This window comes from Streptomyces graminofaciens (genome assembly GCF_030294945.1).
In the GTDB taxonomy this organism is placed as follows: domain Bacteria; phylum Actinomycetota; class Actinomycetes; order Streptomycetales; family Streptomycetaceae; genus Streptomyces; species Streptomyces graminofaciens.
Window position 1 is genome coordinate 8719010 of record NZ_AP018448.1, and the last position, 17541, is coordinate 8736550.

Consider the following 17541-nt stretch of genomic DNA (forward strand, 5'->3'; position numbering starts at 1 on the left):
GATGGGCGCATTCCGGCCCCCGTGAACAGCCCTCGCTCACGCGCCGCCCACGTACTCCGTCAGTACCTCACCCACTGCCCGCCGCCCCACCTCTGCGAGCACGTGCCCCTTGTCCCGGTAGTAGTGCTCCGCGACGAGTCCGAAGCACAGGGCCCAGCCACGTCCCCGTGCCCAGGTCGCGTCGTCGGCGTCGGCGGCCTCCCGGAAGCGGGCGCGGGTGCCGGAGGTGAAGAGGGTCCAGGCCGGCATCAGATCGCAGGCGGGGTCGCCCACCCCGAGGCCGCCGAAGTCGATGACCGCGCCGAGTCGGCCGCCGCGGGTGAGGAGATTGCCCGGCAGCAGGTCCGCGTGGACCCAGACGGGGTCGCCCGTCCACTGGGGGAGCGCCAGCGTCTCCTCCCAGAGCGCGGTCGCGGCGACCGCGTCCACCGAGCCGTCGGCACCCAGCTCCCGGATCGCGTCCCGCACCCAGCGGTCCTCCACACCCACCGGCCCGCCCCGGAAGGAGACGGGCCCACCGATGGCGTCCACCTTCCGCAGCGCCGCCACGAAACCACCCAACATATCGGCGCCAGCGGCGAGTTCGGTGATGGGGGCGTCGTAGGCGTTCTCCCCGTCCAGCCACCGCAGCACCGACCACGGCAGCGGATACCCCTCCCCGGGCTCCCCCTTGCCGAGCGGCTCCGGCACGGGCAGCGGCAGCAGCGGGGCGAGCCTGGGCAGCCACCGGTGCTCCTTGTCGGCCTGCGCGGCGCCATCGGGCTTCCGGGGCAGCCGTACGACCATGTCGTCGCCCAGCCGGTACATGACGTTGTCGGTCCCGGCGGCCGGCGCCGGCGTGAGCGGCAGCCCGGCCCAGTGCGGGAACTGCCGCGCGAGCAGCCGCCGTACGAGCGTCTCGTCGATGTCGAGCTCGTCGGCGTGCAGTCTGGCCCTGGAGGTCATGGGTCTCCGTAGGTCGCGTGGCAGGGGGACGGTGGAGCGTAACCACGCCCGCCGCGCACCGGCCACGCAATTAGCGGAGTCTGTGTCTGCCCACGGACACCGCGCTCCACGTCGCCGCCACCGCGTTGTGCTCGGTGCTCCCCGCATCGCCCCCAGCTTGTCGTTGCCGAAGCCGAAGCCGAAGCCGAAGCCGGTCACGGTCGAGCCGTTGCACGTGGTTGCCGTCCTTGGAGGATTGGAGAACGATGCGGACGATGCTCATGCTCCCCTTCTTCGTCTACGGCACCCTCCGCCCCGGCGAGCCCAACCACGACCTCTTCCTGCGCGGCCGCACCCACGCCGAGGAACCGGCCACGATGCGCGGCGTGGTCCTCTACGACGGCCCCGGGTACCCGTACGCCGTCGAGGAGCCCGGGAGCGCCGACGGGCTCGTGACCGGAGAGGTGGTCACCGCCCGCCCCGAGGCGTACGGCGAACTCCTGCGCTCCCTCGACCTGCTGGAGGAGTACGCGCCGGGCGACCCCGCCAACCTGTACGAGCGGGTGGAGCGCCCGGCGACCCTCGACGACGGCACGGTCGTACGGGCCTGGGTGTACGTGGCGGCCCCGGCCGTCGCCGTCCGTCTGCGGGCGTGGGGCAAGCTGATCGAGGGCGGGGACTGGCGGGCGCGCCGCTGACCGGAGCCGGCCGCCGGGGACGCACCCCGGCGGCCTGCGGTCGCCGGTGCCGGCGTCAGGGGCTCGTGAGCACGACGAGCTGCTGGGTCGCCCGGGTCATCGCGACATAGCGGTCGACCGCTCCCTCGACGCCCGTGCCGAACTTCTCGGGGTCGACGAGGACGACCAGGTCGAACTCGAGCCCCTTCGACAGCTCCGGGGTCAGCGACCGGACGCGGGAAGTCGCCCGGAACCTGCCCTCCCCGATGTCACCCGCGCCGATGACGCAGGCGATCCCGTCGGCGTGCTCGGCGAGCCAGCGGTCGAGGACGGCGTCCAGTTCCGCGACGGATCCGTGGACGACGGGGACGCCGCTGCTGCGGATGGAGGTCGGCACATTCGCGTCCGGGAGCACGGCCCGCACGACCGGCGCGGCCTCCGTCATGATCTCCTCCGGCGTCCGGTAGTTGACGCTCAGCGAGGCCACGTCGATCCGGTCGAGCCCGATCCGCGCGAGCCGCTCCTGCCACGACTCCGTGAACCCGTGCCTGGCCTGGGCACGGTCGCCGACGATGGTGAAGCTCCGGGACGGGCAGCGCAGCAGCAGCATCTGCCACTCCGCGTCGGTGAGTTCCTGGGCCTCGTCGACCACGATGTGCGCGAACGGCCCGGCGAGCACGTCCGGTTCGAGAACCGGCAGCGCGCTCTCGTCGACCAGGCTGGCCTTGGCGTCCTCGCCGCGCAACATGGTCACCAGGCCTTCGCCGTCGTCACCGTCGGCGCCGGAGCCGGACACGGCCTCGATCAGGTTGTCGACGACCCGCTCCATCTGCTCGCGCTGGTCGGCGAGGACGGCCTTGTTCCGGCGCTTGCGCCGGGCCGTCTCCGGGTCGCCGAGCCGCTGCCGTGCCGCGTCCAGCAGCGGCAGGTCGGACACCGTCCAGGCCTGGGCGTCCGCGCGCTGGAGCTTTCGCACCTCGTCGCGGTCGAGCCAGGGAGCGCACAGCCGCAGATAGGCGGGTACCGACCACAGGTCGGAGACGAGGTCGGCCGCTTCGAGCAGCGGCCACGCGCGGTTGAAGGCGGTGAGCAGCTCCCTGTTCTGCCGCAGCGACTTGCGGAGCAGTTCGGGCGAGGCGTCGCCTTCGTGCGCGTCCACCAGGATCGTGAGCAGTTCCTCCCAGACCTGGTCGCGCGCCTCGTTGTGCGGAGTGCCGGGTTCCGCCGCGTCGAACGCCGCGGCCCAGTCGTCGGCGCTCAGCCAGATGTCGTTCCAGTGGGTCGTGACCGTCATCCCCTCGCCGGGCGGCTCCTCGTAGAACCTGACGGCCTTCTCGATCCCCTTCACCAGGTCCGCGGACGACTTCAGCCGGGCCACGTCCGGGTCGGACTCGGCCGTGGCCGCCGCTCCCTCGGCGACGAGGTCCCGCAGGATGCAGGTCTGCACGCCCTCCTCGCCGAGGCTGGGCAGGACGTCCGCGACATAGGCCAGATAGGGCCGGTGCGGACCGACGAACAGGACGCCGCCCCGACGGTGACCGAGGCGGGGGTCGGAGTAGAGGAGATAGGCGGAGCGGTGCAGCGCGACGACGGTCTTGCCCGTGCCGGGCCCGCCGTCGACGACGAGGGCGCCCCGGGATCCCGCGCGGATGATGGCGTCCTGGTCGGCCTGGATGGTGGCGAGCACGTCACGCATCCGCTCCGACCGGTTGGTGCCCAGGCTGGCGATGAAGGCGGACTGGTCGTCGAGCGCGGCGTGCCCTTCGAGCTCGTCGGCGGTGAACACCTCGTCCCAGTAGTCGCTGATCCGGCCACGGGTCCAGCGATACCGGCGGCGGCTCGCCAGCCCCATCGGGTTGGCGTGGGTCGCCGCGAAGAACGGCTCGGCCGCGGGGGAGCGCCAGTCGAGCAGCAGCCGGCGCCCCGTGCTGTCGGTGAGGCCGAGCCGTCCGACGTACACGGGCTCGGCGTCGTCCGCCCCGGCCATGTGCCCGAGGCACAGGTCGAGCCCGAACCGGCGCAGGGTGCGCAGCCGACTGGTCAGCCGATGGATCTCGATGTCCCGCTCCATCGCCTGCCGCCCCATGCCGCCGGGCGCCCTGCGCTCGGCGTCGAGACGGCCGGACAGCTCGGCGATCGACTGCTCCAGACACTCCGCGACGGCGGCGAAGTGCTCCTCGTCCCGACCGATCAGCGCCGGATCGGCCTTGGGGGCGAGCCGCTCGGGCAGGTCGAACGCGCTAGTGCTAAGCGGGCTCACGTAGAAGATCCCTCATTTCCGCAGGTCCAGACGGTAAGCCCAGTGATGATGCGCCACACAGGGGCCCTTGCCGCAACCCCCAGGGTGCGCTATAGCTTGGTAGTGGCGGAGGGAGCCCCTGTAAGGGGCGCTGGGTTGTGCCATTCTGCGACTCCGCCGCGTGGGCGCGATCAACCACAACGATCCAGCACCCGCCAACGCACGAAGCCCCCCGAGCTCTCAAGCGCAAGCCCGAGCTCTCAAGCGCAAGCCGGCGGGGTGGAAGGGGCGGCAGCCCCTGGAGGACGGGACGCGGACGGGACGCGGACGGGACGGACAGGGGCGGCGGGGGCGAAAAGATCCCCTAGACCACAGTCACCCGCAGAACCACCACCATCGGCGCCTCAGGCATCCGAACCCGCACCCCCACCCCGTCCCACTCCGCCGTGCCCCCCGTCACCTGCGGATGCACCACCTCCACCCGCACCCCACGCTCCCCGAGCCCCGCCACCCGCGGCACCGCAAGCACCCGCTCGGCGACGTCCCCACCCCGCCGCCACACGCTCACATACACCGGCCCCGCCTCCACGTCGGCCCCCCGCACCCCCAACGCGACCCAGTCGTCTTCCCACCCCGGCAGCCCCAACGGCCAGAAGGCGACAGCCGCCCCCAGATCCCCCCGGATCTCCTTGTACGCGGCCAACGCCTCCCGCACCAGCCCCCGCTGACGCTCTGTCATTCCATCCAGCCGCCCGGACAGATGCACCCGCCCCAACAGCGCCGACCCGAGCGTGAACGCGATCTCGGCGTCCGTGTACGACGGCTGGGGATACGCCCACACGGCCCCCTGCTCGGGCGGCACAGCCGTAGGCGCGGAGGCCGCGATCGGCGGACAACGCAGCGGATCCTGCTGATCGGACGTGGACTGCACCTGCGCCACCGCCAGCGAGGCGCCGTCCATCCGCATACCGCCCGACGCACAGTTCTCCACGACCAGCCCGGGGTGCCGGTCCAGGACCGACGACAGCCAGGCGAGCCACGCCCGGGAGTGGTCCAGATGCCCCGGCGCCGATGTCGTGATGTTGTAGTCGAGCTTCAGATAGCCGACTCCCCACTCGCCGATGATCCGATCGACCGTCCGATCGAGATGCGCACGCGCCGCCGGATGGGTCAGGTCCAGCTGATGACGGCCCTGCTCGGTCACCCGGCTGCCGTCCGCGTGCCGCAGGAACGCCTCGTCCGGCAGCTCCCGGGCGAGTGGGCTGCGCACCCCGACGACCTCCGGCTCCAGCCACAGCCCCGGCACCATCCCGCGCTCCCGGATCCGGTCGAGCACGACCCCGATGCCCCCGCCGGGGAACCGCCGGGCCGACGGCAGCCACGCTCCGACGCTGTCCCACCAGCCCCCGCCCGCTCCCTCCCCCTCGGGCTCGTCGTCGTACCACCCGGCGTCGACACAGAAGTACTCGGCACCGACCTCCGCCGCCGCGTCGATCAGCGGCAACAGCTTCTCCGTCGTCGGGTCGCCCATCAGCGTGTTCATGTAGTCGTTGAAGACGATCGGCAGCCGCTCGTGGTCCGGGTGCGGACGGCGGACGAGCCGGCGGTACGCCGTCAGCTCGGCCAGAGCCCCGTCGAAGCACGTACCGAGCGCGAGCGCCGCCCACTCGCCCGTGAACTCCCCGCCGGGCGCCAGGACCTCACGCCACTGGTGCTCGTCGTGGTTCGGACCGCCGAGCGCCAGATACGTGTGCCCCTCCGCCTCGCCGGCCTCCCAGCTCCAGCTCGACGCCGACTCGATCTGCCACAGCCAGCTCCGCGCGTCCGTACGGTGCACCAGACCGCCCATCGCCAGATGCCCGTCGGTGGGCCAGCTGCCGCGCCCGGCGAGACGGGCCGCCGCGTGCCCGGTGTGCCCGTGCGCCTCCCGGTTGATGTCGGGCACGGAGTCCCGCAGCGGCTCGGCGTACCAACGGCACTCCGCGCCCCAGTCGTTGCGCGCCCGGAACACCAGCAGCTCGTCGGCGCCGGGCAGCCCGCCCACGAGCAGACTGCCCACCGAGCGCGCGGTGACGGTTCCGGCGCCGTCGTTGCGCAGCCGCACCCGGGAGCGCAGAACGGCGACGCCGTCCGGTGAGGCGTACTCGACGAAGGCGGTCAACCCGCTTGCCGCGTCGCGGAGTTCGAAGGTCAGCCGGTGCCAGCCGTCGCCGTACGTGGAGCGGTGCGCCCGGTACGTCATACGCCGCCCGAGCGCCGTGCCCGTGAAACGCGGGCCCGAGTAGCCGACGCCGTCACCGAGCAGGACGACATCCAGGAGCGGGAGCGTGACCTCGGCCTTGCCCTCCTCGGGCACCGCCGGCTCGGGATCGCCGGGGTGCCGTACGCGCACCAGCCGGGGTGTGTCGCCGCTCAGGTCGAAGTCGGCGGTCAGCGCGGAGTGGCCCCAGCGGTAGGAGAGGCTCCACGGGTAGGAGCGGGTCCACCGGTCTCTGTCGTCCTGCGGCATGCGATCCCCCCGGGTCGGCCGTCGTGCCGAGTCTCCACCACACAGGATCTACGCATCGGAACGCATGAAAGTTCAAGCGATTCGCGGAACGATGTCGTCGATCAGGGCGGCAGGGGGAATGCCAGGGGGAATGACAAGGGGAATGTCAGGGGGGAACGACAAGGGGAATGTCAGGGGGGAACGACAAGGGGAATGTCAGCGAAATGTACGGCGGTTCACTTCCCGACGGTCTCCAGCCGCACCGCGCACGCCTTGAACTCCGGCATGCGTGAGGTGGGGTCGAGGGCGGGGTTCGTCAGCGTGTTGGCCCGGCCCTCGCCCGGCCAGTGGAACGGCATGAACACCGTGTCGGGGCGGATGTTCGTCGTGATGCGCGCCGGCGCCACGGCCCGGCCCCGCCGGGAGACCACGGCCACCGGGTCGCCCTCGGCCGCCCCGAGCCGCTCGGCCAGCCGGGGATGCAGTTCCACGAACGGGCCGGGCGCGGCGGCGTTCAGCTCGTCGACCCGGCGGGTCTGCGCGCCGGACTGGTACTGCGCCACGACCCGCCCGGTGGTCAGCAGCACCGGGTACTCCTCGTCCGGCTCCTCGGCGATCGCCCGGTGCGACACGGGCGCGAACACCGCCCGCCCGTCCTCGGTGGCGAACCGGTCGAGGAAGAGCCGGGGCGTGCCCGGGTGCGCCTCCTCGGCCGCTGTGGGACAGGGCCAGAACACCCCGTTCTCCTCCGCCAGCCGCCGGTAGGTGATCCCCGAGTAGTCCGCCGCCCCGCCCGCACTGGCCCGGCGCAGCTCCTCGAAGACCTCCTCGGCGTCGGTCGAGAAGCCCTTCTCGACGCCCAGCCGGGCGGCCAGCTCGTGCATGACCTCCAGGTCGCTGCGGACGCCGTCCGGCGGGGTGATCGCGCGCCGCCGCAGCAGCACCCGGCCCTCCAGATTGGTCGTCGTGCCGGTCTCCTCGGCCCACTGGGTAACCGGCAGCACGACATCCGCGAGCTCGGCCGTCTCCGAGAGCACGACATCGCACACCGCGAGGAAGTCCAGCGACCTGATCCGGTCCTCGATGTGCGCGGCGCGCGGCGCGGACACCACCGGGTTCGACCCCATGAGCAGCAGCGAGCGGATGTCGGTGCCGAGTGCGTCAAGGAGCTCGTACGCGCTCCGGCCGGGCCCCGGCAGCGAGTCCGGGTCGACGCCCCACACCTCGGCCACGTGCCGCCGCGCCTCGGGGTCGACGAGCTTGCGGTAGCCGGGCAGCTGGTCGGCCTTCTGGCCGTGTTCCCGCCCGCCCTGCCCGTTGCCCTGCCCGGTGAGACAGCCGTACCCGGACAGCGGCCGTCCGGCGCGGCCCGTCGCCAGCGTCAGGTTGATCCACGCGCCGACGGTGTCCGTGCCCTTGGACTGCTGCTCCGGCCCGCGTGCGGTGAGCACCATCGCGTTCTCCGGCTCGCAGAACAGCCGTACCGCCTCGCGGAGTTGGGGAACGGACACCCCCGTGATCCGTTCCACGTACTCCGGCCAGTGCGCCATCGCCGCGGCCCGGGCTTCTTCCCAGCCGCTGGTCCGCTCCCGGATGTACTCCTCGTCCGTCCGTCCCTCGGCGACGATCAGATGCAGCAGTCCGAGCGCCAGCGCGAGATCGGTGCCGGGGCGCGGGGACAGATGCAGATCGGCCTGCTCGGCCGTGCGGGTGCGACGCGGATCGATGACGATCAGCGTGCCGCCGTTCTCCTTCAGCTCGGTGAGATAGCGCAGAGCGGGCGGCATGGTCTCCGCGAGGTTCGAGCCGACGAGGACGACACACCCGGTCTTCGGGATGTCCTCCAGCGGGAACGGCAGCCCCCGGTCGAGACCGAACGCCTTCATCCCGGCGGCCGCCGCGGAGGACATGCAGAAGCGGCCGTTGTAGTCGATCTGCGAGGTGCGGAGCACGATCCGCGCGAACTTGCCGAGCAGATACGCCTTCTCGTTGGTGAGCCCGCCGCCGCCGAACACTCCGCACGCGTCCGGGCCATGTTCCGTACGCGTGCGGGTGAGCCCCTCGGCGATCCGGTCGAGTGCCTCCTCCCAGGAGGCGGGCTCCAGGACGCCCGCCCTTCTGACCAGGGGAGTGGTCAGCCGGACCCGGGACGAGAGCACCGCCGGCGCCGTACGTCCCTTGCCGCACAGCGCGCCCCGGTTCACCGGGAAGTCCGGGCGCTCGACCACCGCGACGCCACCCTCCGGCTCGGGCGTGAGGCTCATCCCGCACTGCAGGGCGCAGTACGGGCAGTGGGTGGGCGTCGCGGAGGTCTGCATACCGTTCAGCGTGCGTCGAGCGTGTTACGCGCCGCGACGAACCTCGTTACGCGGCCGGGACGGGGACCTCCCGACGGGCCCGGCGACGGCGTGAGGGCCCCGTCTGTCCCGGTTCTGTCACCGTCTGCGGTCGCGGTACCGAGAGGCGCCTCGACGTCCGTCTCGGCGTGCTAGGAACTACGGGCGCCACCGGGACGGGGGTCACCCGGTACGACCGATGTGGCGCGTGTCCTGTCACATGGCCCCATAGGGCCGTAGGGGGAGAGGTAACCCGTAGTGAACCGCATGCGCACGACCGCCGCCGTCCTGGGCGCAGCCGGCGCCCTGACCGCCGCTCAGCTGGGCCTCGCCGGGGCCGCGTCCGCGTCGACCGCCGCGCCGACCGAGGCCGCCTGCCCGATGGAGGTCACCTACCTGTCGAAGTTCTACCTGGACAAGAACAACTGGGTGACCAACGGCGGCCTCCGCTTCGGCCTCAAGAACGTGAGCAAGAAGCAGACCTTCAAGGAGGTCAGCCTCAAGGTCCAGAACACCAAGGGCCTGCGCTTCGGCAAGGCGACCGTGACGACCAAGGGCGCCCGGATCACCCAGAAGACGAACCAGATCGTCAAGATCGCCGCCAAGACGCTGAAGCCGGGCAAGAGCGCCGCCTTCAAGGTCAGCACACACATGCTGAACACCCAGAAGTACGAGGTGAAGTTCACCGTGTACGGCAAGACCTCGGCCGGCAAGAAGTGGGCCTGCGCCGTGGACCAGGGCACGTGGGGCACCGTCCACCAGAGCTAGCTCCTGCCGTTCGGATCACGCCTGGGCCGGTCGGGGCCCAGGGCACGCCCTAGCGGTCCGAGGCGAGCGCCTGAGCCACTCCCGGTTCCTCGGGTCCGAGGAACCGGGGGTCCGGCTCGAACAGCGCGTCCAGGGAGGCCTTGCCCGCGGCGAACAGCTCCCGGGTGGCGCCGTAGTACCAGGTCTCGTCGTGCCGGTCCTGGACGCCGACGCCGTACGACTCGACGCCCGCCTCCTGGCACAGGGCGACCGCGCGGCGGATGTGGAAGGCCTGGCTGATGAGGATCGCCCGGTCGACACCGAAGATCTTCTTGGCACGGACACAGGAGTCCCAGGTGTCGAACCCGGCGTAGTCGCTGACGATGCGCTTGTCGGGAACGCCGTGCTCGGTGAGATACGTGCGCATCGCGTCCGGCTCGTCGTACTCCTTGCGGCTGTTGTCACCGGTGACCAGCAGGACCTCGACCCGGCCCGAGCGGTACAGCTCCGCCGCCGCGTTCAGCCGACGCGCCAGATACGGCGACGGCTCGCCGTTCCACAGCCCCGCGCCGAAGACCATCGCCACCTTCGTTCGCGGTACATCCGCGGTCGTCCGGAGCCGGCCGTCGGCGGCCGTGAACATCCACGTGGCGGGAAGCAGCGCCAGTACGCACAGCAGCATGACCACCTGCACGGCCCGCCGCCGCCCCGCACGCGTACGCGGCATACGAGGCAGACGCAGCCGCCGCTCCACGCGTCGCAGCACGCCTCGCATCACCGTGATCCCCCGTCCGCCCCGACCGGTCTTCGACCGTCTCCGTCCTCGGCAAGACGTCATCCGCAGCGATCCGGTTCATTGTCCACACCGTGACACGCTTCACTCGGATCAGCGGAAAGGGCAGGTCAGCACGCCTCACACACCCCTACCCGCCCACTGTGATCCCGTGGAAAACACCCGTTATTCGGGCGCAACCGGAAGGCAACGTCCTCCCGCCACCATCGGTTCATGACGGCGACTCACCAGAGGACCACTCAGCCGGCCGGCCAGCTCGGTCGCGTCTCCCGCGACGGAACCCGGCGCCGCCCCGCCGCGCCCGCCCTGGTCCTCGTGGCCCACGGCAGCCGTGACCCCCGCGCACTGGCCACCGTGCGGGCCCTCATAGACCGCGTACGCGAGCAGCGCCCCGGTCTCTCCGTTCACCTCGGCCACATCGAGCTGAACGAGCCCCTGCTCCCCGACACGCTCGCCGCCCTCGGTGACCGGGAGGCGGTACTCGTCCCGCTCCTCCTCAGCCGCGGCTACCACGTCAAGCAGGACATCCCCGAGATGGCCGCGGCAGCGGAGGCACGCACGCGCGTGGCCGCCCCGCTCGGCCCGCACCCCCTCCTGGTGGAGACCCTCCACACCCGCCTCGTCGAGGCCGGCTGGCGCACCGGGACGAACGAGCGCGCCGCCGTCGTCCTGGCCGCCGCCGGTTCCCGCGACCCCGAGGCGGCCGTCGACGCGGGCCGCACCGCCGCGCTCCTCGCCGACCGCCTGGGCGTCCCCGTCGTCAACGCGTACGCCTCCGCCGCCGCCCCCACGGTCCACGAAGCCGTCCGCTCCCTGACCGCGAGCGGCCACCACCGCATAGCCGTGGCCTCCTACTTCACGGCCCCCGGCCGCTTCGCGACGGAGTGCGCGAACGCGGCCCCTCGGATCGCCGCGGCCCCCCTGGGCGCCCACCCGGCAATGGCCCGCCTGGTCCTGCACCGCTACGACGAGGCGATGGCGACGCCGGGGACGATCGTGCAGCGGGCGCTGGCAGGAGCACCCCTTTAGGCACGCGGGCTGTATCGATGTGGGGCTCCGCCGCGTGGGCGCGAGCAACCACGAACAACCCGCACCCGCCGTAAAACAGAACCCGGCAGACGAGTAGGCCCCCTTTTGTCACACCCTCCGCTTACTGTCGAGACATGGAAGGCGAAAACCACATCTCACCCCCCGGCTACGACCCGACTTCGGCCGAACGCTGGGTCACAGAGCCGGACAAACGCCCAGGCCGCACCGCCTTCCAACGCGACCGCGCCCGCGTACTGCACTCCGCGGCGTTGAGACGTCTCGCAGGCAAAACCCAAGTGGTGACGCCCGGCACCCGCAGTCAAGCCTGGGACGCCAGCCCCCGCACCCGCCTGACGCACTCCCTGGAGTGCGCCCAGGTCGGCCGAGAACTGGGCGCCGCCCTCGGCTGCGACCCGGACCTCGTCGAGGCGGCCTGCCTCTCGCACGACCTCGGCCACCCCCCGTTCGGCCACAACGGCGAACAGGCCCTCAACGAATTCGCCGAGGACTGCGGCGGCTTCGAGGGCAACGCCCAGTCCCTGAGGCTCCTGACCCGCATCGAACCCAAACGCTTCACCGCCGAAGGCACCCGCTCGGTGGGCCTCAACCTCACCCGCGCCACCCTGGACGCCGCCACCAAGTACCCCTGGTCGCGCGGCTCCCACCCCACCGACCCCAAGTCGCCGAAGTTCGGCGTCTACGAGGACGACCGCCCGGTGTTCGACTGGGTCAGAGAGGGCGCCCCCGGCACCCGTACGACCTTCGAGGCGCAGGTCATGGACTGGTCCGACGACGTGGCGTACTCGGTGCACGACCTGGAGGACGGTCTGCACGCCGGCCACATCGACCCCAACGTCCTGCAGGCCGAGCCGGAACGGCAGGCGGTGTTCGAGGTGGCCCGCGGCCGTTACGTCCCCGCCGACACCGACCCGGCCGAGCTCGCCGAGGCCCTCGACCGCCTGCTGGACCAGGAGTGGTGGCCGCACGGCTACGACGGATCGGCCGTCGCGCAGGCCCGGTTGAAGGACGCCACCAGCCAGCTCATCGGCCGCTTCTGCCTGGCCGCCGAGGGCGCGACCCGACAGGCGTACGGCAGCGGCCGCCTCAGCCGGTACGCCGCCGAACTCGTCGTCCCGCACGGGACCCGGCTGGAGTGCGCGGTGCTCAAGGCCGTCGCCGACCGGTATGTGATGCAGCGCGCCGAGCAGGCGCGGCTCCGCGCCGACCAGCGGATCGTCGTCGCCGAACTGGCCGAGGCGCTCACGGCCCGCGCACCCGACGGACTCGAACCCCAGTTCCGTGCCACGTTCGACCGGGCGCCGGACGACCGCGCGCGCAAGCGGGTGATCGTCGACCAGATCGCCTCCCTCACCGACGCCTCGGCCCGCACGCTGCACGCGAGACTGACGAGACGGGTGTGACTCGTACGTGACCCTCCGTGGCCTGATCGGGTCACTCCCTCTTCCCGCTTCACGCAGTGTGCGGGACGCTCGCATATGGCGGCACCCTCAAAGAGGAGGCAACAAGTGGTCGACGCGGATCAGACATTCGTGATCGTCGGAGGTGGTCTCGCCGGCGCCAAGGCGGCCGAGACGCTCCGCGCGGAGGGTTTCACCGGCCGCGTGATACTGATCTGCGACGAGCGCGACCACCCCTACGAGCGTCCGCCCCTGTCCAAGGGCTATCTGCTCGGCAAGGAAGAACGCGACAGTGTCTTCGTCCACGAGCCGTCCTGGTACGCGCGCAACGACATCGAACTGCACCTCGGCCAGACCGTCGACGCGATCGACCGCACCGCGAAGACCGTCCGCTTCGGCGACGACGGCACCCTCGTCCACTACGACAAACTGCTCCTCGCGACCGGCGCCGAACCCCGCCGTCTGGACATCCCGGGCACGGACCTCGCGGGCGTCCACCACCTGCGGCGCCTCGCCCACGCCGAGCGCCTCAAGGGCGTCCTCACCGCCCTCGGCCGGGACAACGGGCATCTGGTGATCGCCGGCGCGGGCTGGATCGGCCTGGAGGTGGCGGCCGCGGCCCGTGAATACGGCGCGGAGGTCACGGTCGTCGAGCCCGAGGCCACCCCGCTGCACGGCGTCCTCGGCCCCGAGCTGGGCAACCTCTTCGCCGAGCTGCACCGCGAGCACGGCGTCCGCTTCCACTTCGGCGCGAAACTCACCGGGATCGTCGGCCAGGACGGCATGGTCCTGGCGGCCCGCACCGACACGGGCGACGAGCACCCGGCGCACGACGTCCTCGCGGCGATCGGCGCGGCCCCGCGGGTCGGACTCGCCGAAGCCGCGGGCCTGGAGATCGCCGACCGCGCCCACGGCGGGGGAGTGGTGGTCGACGCACAGCTGCGCACCTCGGACCCCTCGATCTACGCGGCCGGCGACGTCGTGTCGTTCCCGCACGCCCTCTTCGACACCCGCCTGCGCGTCGAGCACTGGGCCAACGCGCTGAACGGCGGCCCGGCGGCGGCCCGCGCGATGCTCGGCCGTGACGTCACGTACGACCGTGTGCCCTACTTCTTCTCCGACCAGTACGACATGGGGATGGAGTACTCGGGATGGGCGCCCCCGGGCTCCTACGACCAGGTGGTGATCCGCGGGGACGCGGGGAAGCGGGAGTTCATCGCGTTCTGGGTGAAGGAGGGGAGGGTGCTGGCCGGGATGAACGTGAACGTGTGGGATGTCACTGAGCCGATCCAGCGGCTGATCCGGTCCCGGGCGCGGGTGGATGTGGAGGCGCTGTCGAGTCCACAGGTCTCGTTGGAGGGCCTGATCCCCTAAGGGGCTGCGGGATGGGGGGCGTGGGGCCGAGTGCGGGTGGTGTGTGGTTGCTCGCGCCCACGCGGCGCAGCCGCAGATCACATACAGCCCCGCGCCCCTTACGGGGGCGCTCCCGTGCCCCGTGGCTGTCGGCGGACCCCCTTAGAATCACTGCGTGGCAGGACGGATCAACGACGAGGACGTGAAGGCGGTTCGGGACGCGGTCCCGATCGACGCCGTGGTGTCCGAGTACCTCCAGCTGCGCAACGCGGGCGGAGGGAACCTCAAGGGGCTCTGCCCGTTCCACGACGAGAAGTCGCCCTCCTTCCAGGTCAGCCCGAGCAAGGGGCTCTTCCACTGCTTCGGCTGCCAGGAGGGCGGCGACACCATCACGTTCGTGATGAAGGTCGACCACCTCTCCTTCTCGGAGGCGGTCGAGCGGCTCGCCGCCCAGGCCGGCATCACCCTTCGCTATGAGCAGGGCGGGTACAACCCCTCCCACCAGCGCGGCGAGCGCATCCGCCTGGTCGAGGCGCACAAGATCGCCGCCGAGTGGTACGCGGAGCAGCTGGCCACCAGCCCCGAGGCCGAGACCGGCCGGATCTTCCTCGCCGAGCGCGGCTTCGACCAGGCCGCCGCCGTCCACTTCGGTGTCGGCTACAGCCCCCAGGGCTGGGACCACCTCACGAGCTACCTTCGCGGCAAGGGCTTCACCGACAAGGAGCTGCTCCTCTCCGGACTGTCGCAGGAAAGCCGCCGCAACCCCATCGACCGTTTCCGTGGCCGCCTGATGTGGCCCATCCGGGACATCGCGGGGGACGTCGTCGGCTTCGGCGCCCGCAAGCTCTACGAGGCGGACAACGGCCCGAAGTACCTGAACACCCCCGACACGGCGATCTACAAGAAGTCCCAGGTCCTGTACGGCATCGACCTGGCCAAGCAACACATCGCCAAGGCCAGCCGGGCCGTCGTCGTCGAGGGCTACACCGACGTCATGGCCTGCCACCTCGCCGGCGTCACCACCGCCATCGCCACCTGCGGCACGGCCTTCGGCGGCGACCACATCAAGATCCTCCGCCGGCTGCTGATGGACAACGGCAGCGCACGCGTGATCTTCACCTTCGACGGCGACGCGGCCGGCCAGAAGGCGGCCCTGCGCGCCTTCGAGGACGACCAGAAGTTCGCCGCCGAGACATACATCGCGATCGCGCCGGACGGCATGGACCCGTGCGACCTGCGTCTCGCCAAGGGTGACGAGGCGGTCGCGGACCTGGCCGAGCCTCGCACCCCGCTGTTCAAGTTCGCGCTCCAACAGATCGTGCAGCGCTACGACCTGAACACGGCCGGGGGCCGGGCGGCGGCCCTGGACGAGGCGGCTCCCGTGGCCGCCCGGATCAAGGAGCGCACCGCGCGCCGCGAGATGGCTGTGGAGCTCGCGGGCCTGGTCGGCATCCTCGACCCGGAGTTCGTGGTGGACCGGGTCGGCTTCCTCCACCGACGCGGCTCCGGCCAGGGCCAGGGCCCGGCACCGAGAACCGGCCGCGCGGGGGAGCCCCAGGGAGTCACATCCGCCCGCCCCTTCGCGGGCCCACCCCTGACGCTGCGCAACCCGGCGGCGAAGACGGAACGCGAACTGCTCAAACTGGCCCTCCAGCGACCGGAGTTGGTCTCCCCGGCCTTCGACGCGTTCGAGGTCGACGAGTTCACCGCCGAGCCGTACGCCGCCGTGCGTCGGGTCATCGGTGACGCCGGCGGCGTCGAGTACGGCGTGCAGAACCCGCAGGACTACGTGGTCCAGGCCCGCGAGGTGGCGCCGGACGACGCCGTCCGCGCGATGGTCACCGAACTGGCCGTCGAACCGATCATGCGCCGCACGGTCGACGAGATGTACGCGGGCATGGTCCTGGTCACGGTCCGCCGCCGAGCGGTGGAGCGCCGCATCCTCGACGTCCAGTCCACCTTCACCCGCCTGTCGACCGTCGGAGACCCGGCGGCCCTGGCCGCCGCCCAGAACGAACTGTGGGTCCTCCAGCAGTACGACCAGGCGTTGCGGGAGCGCGGCGCGGAAGCGCTCTGAGGATTCCGCGGAACCCGACAGAACGCGCTTCCACGCCCTCTCAGCAGCGCATTCCCGGGAAAACACGAACGGCTGAGTGACCGATGGGTCACGCACCGGACGCAAAAAGTCACCGCACGCCCCTCGTGGCGGCTGTGTGTCGTACTCCACACTGGGTTCCGGTGCCTGAGTCCTCGGAGCGCGGCCGACCCGTCCCCCCACGGGTCCGAGATCCCCGCGGTTCCGCTCGATGAGTACGGGATGGACGGCGGCGGGGCCGCCGCGCCATCCCAGACGTACCGCTGTCGTACGCCTTGGCAGCGACATTCCTGGAGGTCGCCCCCGTGCAGACCCAGACCCTCGTCCAGAACGACAGCAGTACCGAGATCAGTACCGACGGCGCGGAGACCGACGCGGAGACCGACGTCATCACGGCGGTTCCCGCGCAGAGCCGCGCCGCGCACCACCCCGAGGCAGGCCCGGACGGCCCGCCCGAGGAACCGGCGGAGCTCGCGGAGCCCCCTGAGCCCGTCGAAGTACCGACGCGCGCGCGTGCCGACACCAGTGGCCCGTCCTCGGACCTGTTCCGCCAGTACCTCCGCGAGATCGGCCGTGTCCCGCTCCTGACGGCCGCCGAGGAGGTCGAACTCGCCCGCCGGGTCGAGGCAGGCCTGTTCGCGGAGGAGAAGCTGAGCAACACCCCCGATCTGGACAGCCAGTTGGCCCTCGACCTGGACCGTCTGGTCGTCATGGGCCGCATGGCCAAGCGCCGCCTGATCGAGGCGAACCTGCGGCTGGTCGTGTCTGTGGCGAAGCGTTACGTCGGCCGTGGCCTGACGATGCTCGACCTGGTCCAGGAGGGCAACCTGGGCCTCATCCGGGCGGTCGAGAAGTTCGACTACGCCCGCGGCTACAAGTTCTCCACGTACGCGACCTGGTGGATCCGCCAGGCCATGTCCCGGGCCCTCGCCGACCAGGCCCGGACGATCCGCGTCCCGGTCCACGTCGTGGAACTGATCAACCGCGTGGTCCGCGTCCAGCGCCGCATGCTCCAGGAGCGGGGCCACGAGCCGACCCCGGAGGAGGTGGCGGCCCACCTGGACCTGCTGCCCGAACGCGTCAGCGAGGTCCTCCGCCTCGCCCAGGAGCCGGTGTCCCTCCACGCGCCCGTGGGCGAGGAGGACGATGTGGCCCTCGGCGACCTCATCGAGGACGGCGACGCGACGAGCCCGGTCGAATCGGCGGCGTTCCTGCTCCTCCGCGAACACCTCGAAGCGGTCCTGTCGACCCTGGGCGAACGCGAACGCAAGGTCGTCCAACTCCGCTACGGCCTGGCGGACGGCCGCCCCCGCACGCTGGAGGAGATAGGTCGCATCTTCGGCGTGACCCGCGAACGCATCCGGCAGATCGAATCCAAAACCCTGAACAAACTCAGGGACCACGCCTTCGCGGACCAGCTGAGGGGCTACTTGGACTGAGAA

12 protein-coding genes are annotated in these 17541 nt (G+C 71.5%); 7 read left to right on the plus strand and 5 right to left on the minus strand.

Going from position 1 to position 17541, the window contains the following annotated elements; genetic code table 11:
• Nucleotides 1–36: 36 nt before the first annotated feature.
• The gene (locus SGFS_RS38350) at nucleotides 37–945 is read right to left on the minus strand and encodes an aminoglycoside phosphotransferase family protein (RefSeq protein ID WP_286256796.1); all 909 of its coding nucleotides are present in this window, start codon (nucleotides 943–945) and stop codon (nucleotides 37–39) included.
• 260 nt (nucleotides 946–1205) lie between these two features.
• Between SGFS_RS38350 and SGFS_RS38355 the strand changes: the two genes are divergently transcribed.
• A complete protein-coding gene (locus SGFS_RS38355) occupies nucleotides 1206–1622 on the plus strand; it encodes a gamma-glutamylcyclotransferase family protein (RefSeq protein WP_286260275.1) in 417 nt (138 codons plus the stop codon).
• A gap of 55 nt (nucleotides 1623–1677) precedes the next feature.
• On the opposite strand, the gene helR is transcribed toward SGFS_RS38355, so the two are convergent.
• The 3 genes from helR to SGFS_RS38370 form a co-directional block, all read right to left on the minus strand.
• Complete coding sequence (gene helR / locus SGFS_RS38360) at nucleotides 1678–3861, minus strand: RNA polymerase recycling motor ATPase HelR (protein ID WP_286256797.1); 2184 nt, start codon at nucleotides 3859–3861, stop codon at nucleotides 1678–1680.
• 343 nt (nucleotides 3862–4204) lie between these two features.
• Nucleotides 4205–6349 (minus strand): glycoside hydrolase family 36 protein, encoded by a 2145-nt coding sequence (locus SGFS_RS38365; protein WP_286256799.1) that lies wholly within the window; start codon nucleotides 6347–6349, stop codon nucleotides 4205–4207.
• A 215-nt stretch (nucleotides 6350–6564) separates the two neighbouring features.
• Nucleotides 6565–8646, minus strand: a complete 2082-nt coding sequence (locus SGFS_RS38370; RefSeq protein ID WP_286256800.1) for a molybdopterin oxidoreductase family protein — start codon at nucleotides 8644–8646, stop codon at nucleotides 6565–6567.
• Between the two features lie 285 nt (nucleotides 8647–8931).
• Between SGFS_RS38370 and SGFS_RS38375 the strand changes: the two genes are divergently transcribed.
• Nucleotides 8932–9432 carry a hypothetical protein gene (locus SGFS_RS38375; RefSeq protein ID WP_286256802.1) on the plus strand — a complete coding sequence of 167 codons (501 nt, stop codon included), beginning with the start codon at nucleotides 8932–8934 and terminating at the stop codon, nucleotides 9430–9432.
• Between the two features lie 49 nt (nucleotides 9433–9481).
• Here SGFS_RS38375 and SGFS_RS38380 read toward each other — a convergent pair whose 3' ends face one another.
• Nucleotides 9482–10186, minus strand: a complete 705-nt coding sequence (locus tag SGFS_RS38380) for a SanA/YdcF family protein (RefSeq protein WP_434028120.1) — start codon at nucleotides 10184–10186, stop codon at nucleotides 9482–9484.
• 231 nt (nucleotides 10187–10417) lie between these two features.
• On the opposite strand from SGFS_RS38380, the gene SGFS_RS38385 reads away from it, so the two are divergent.
• The 5 genes from SGFS_RS38385 to SGFS_RS38405 all read left to right on the plus strand — a co-directional run bounded on the left by SGFS_RS38385 (nucleotide 10418) and on the right by SGFS_RS38405 (nucleotide 17538).
• A complete protein-coding gene (locus SGFS_RS38385; protein ID WP_286256803.1) occupies nucleotides 10418–11233 on the plus strand; it encodes a sirohydrochlorin chelatase in 816 nt (271 codons plus the stop codon).
• Nucleotides 11234–11367: 134 nt separating this feature from the next.
• Entirely contained in the window at nucleotides 11368–12654 is a 1287-nt protein-coding gene (locus SGFS_RS38390; protein WP_286256804.1) for a deoxyguanosinetriphosphate triphosphohydrolase, read from the plus strand.
• Nucleotides 12655–12759: 105 nt separating this feature from the next.
• Nucleotides 12760–14025: an NAD(P)/FAD-dependent oxidoreductase gene (locus tag SGFS_RS38395; RefSeq protein ID WP_286256805.1), complete on the plus strand. Its 1266-nt coding sequence runs from the start codon at nucleotides 12760–12762 to the stop codon at nucleotides 14023–14025.
• Nucleotides 14026–14179: 154 nt separating this feature from the next.
• The gene (gene dnaG, locus SGFS_RS38400) at nucleotides 14180–16081 is read left to right on the plus strand and encodes a DNA primase (RefSeq protein WP_286256806.1); all 1902 of its coding nucleotides are present in this window, start codon (nucleotides 14180–14182) and stop codon (nucleotides 16079–16081) included.
• Nucleotides 16082–16404: 323 nt separating this feature from the next.
• Complete coding sequence (locus SGFS_RS38405; protein ID WP_286256807.1) at nucleotides 16405–17538, plus strand: RNA polymerase sigma factor; 1134 nt, start codon at nucleotides 16405–16407, stop codon at nucleotides 17536–17538.
• Nucleotides 17539–17541: the final 3 nt, after the last annotated feature.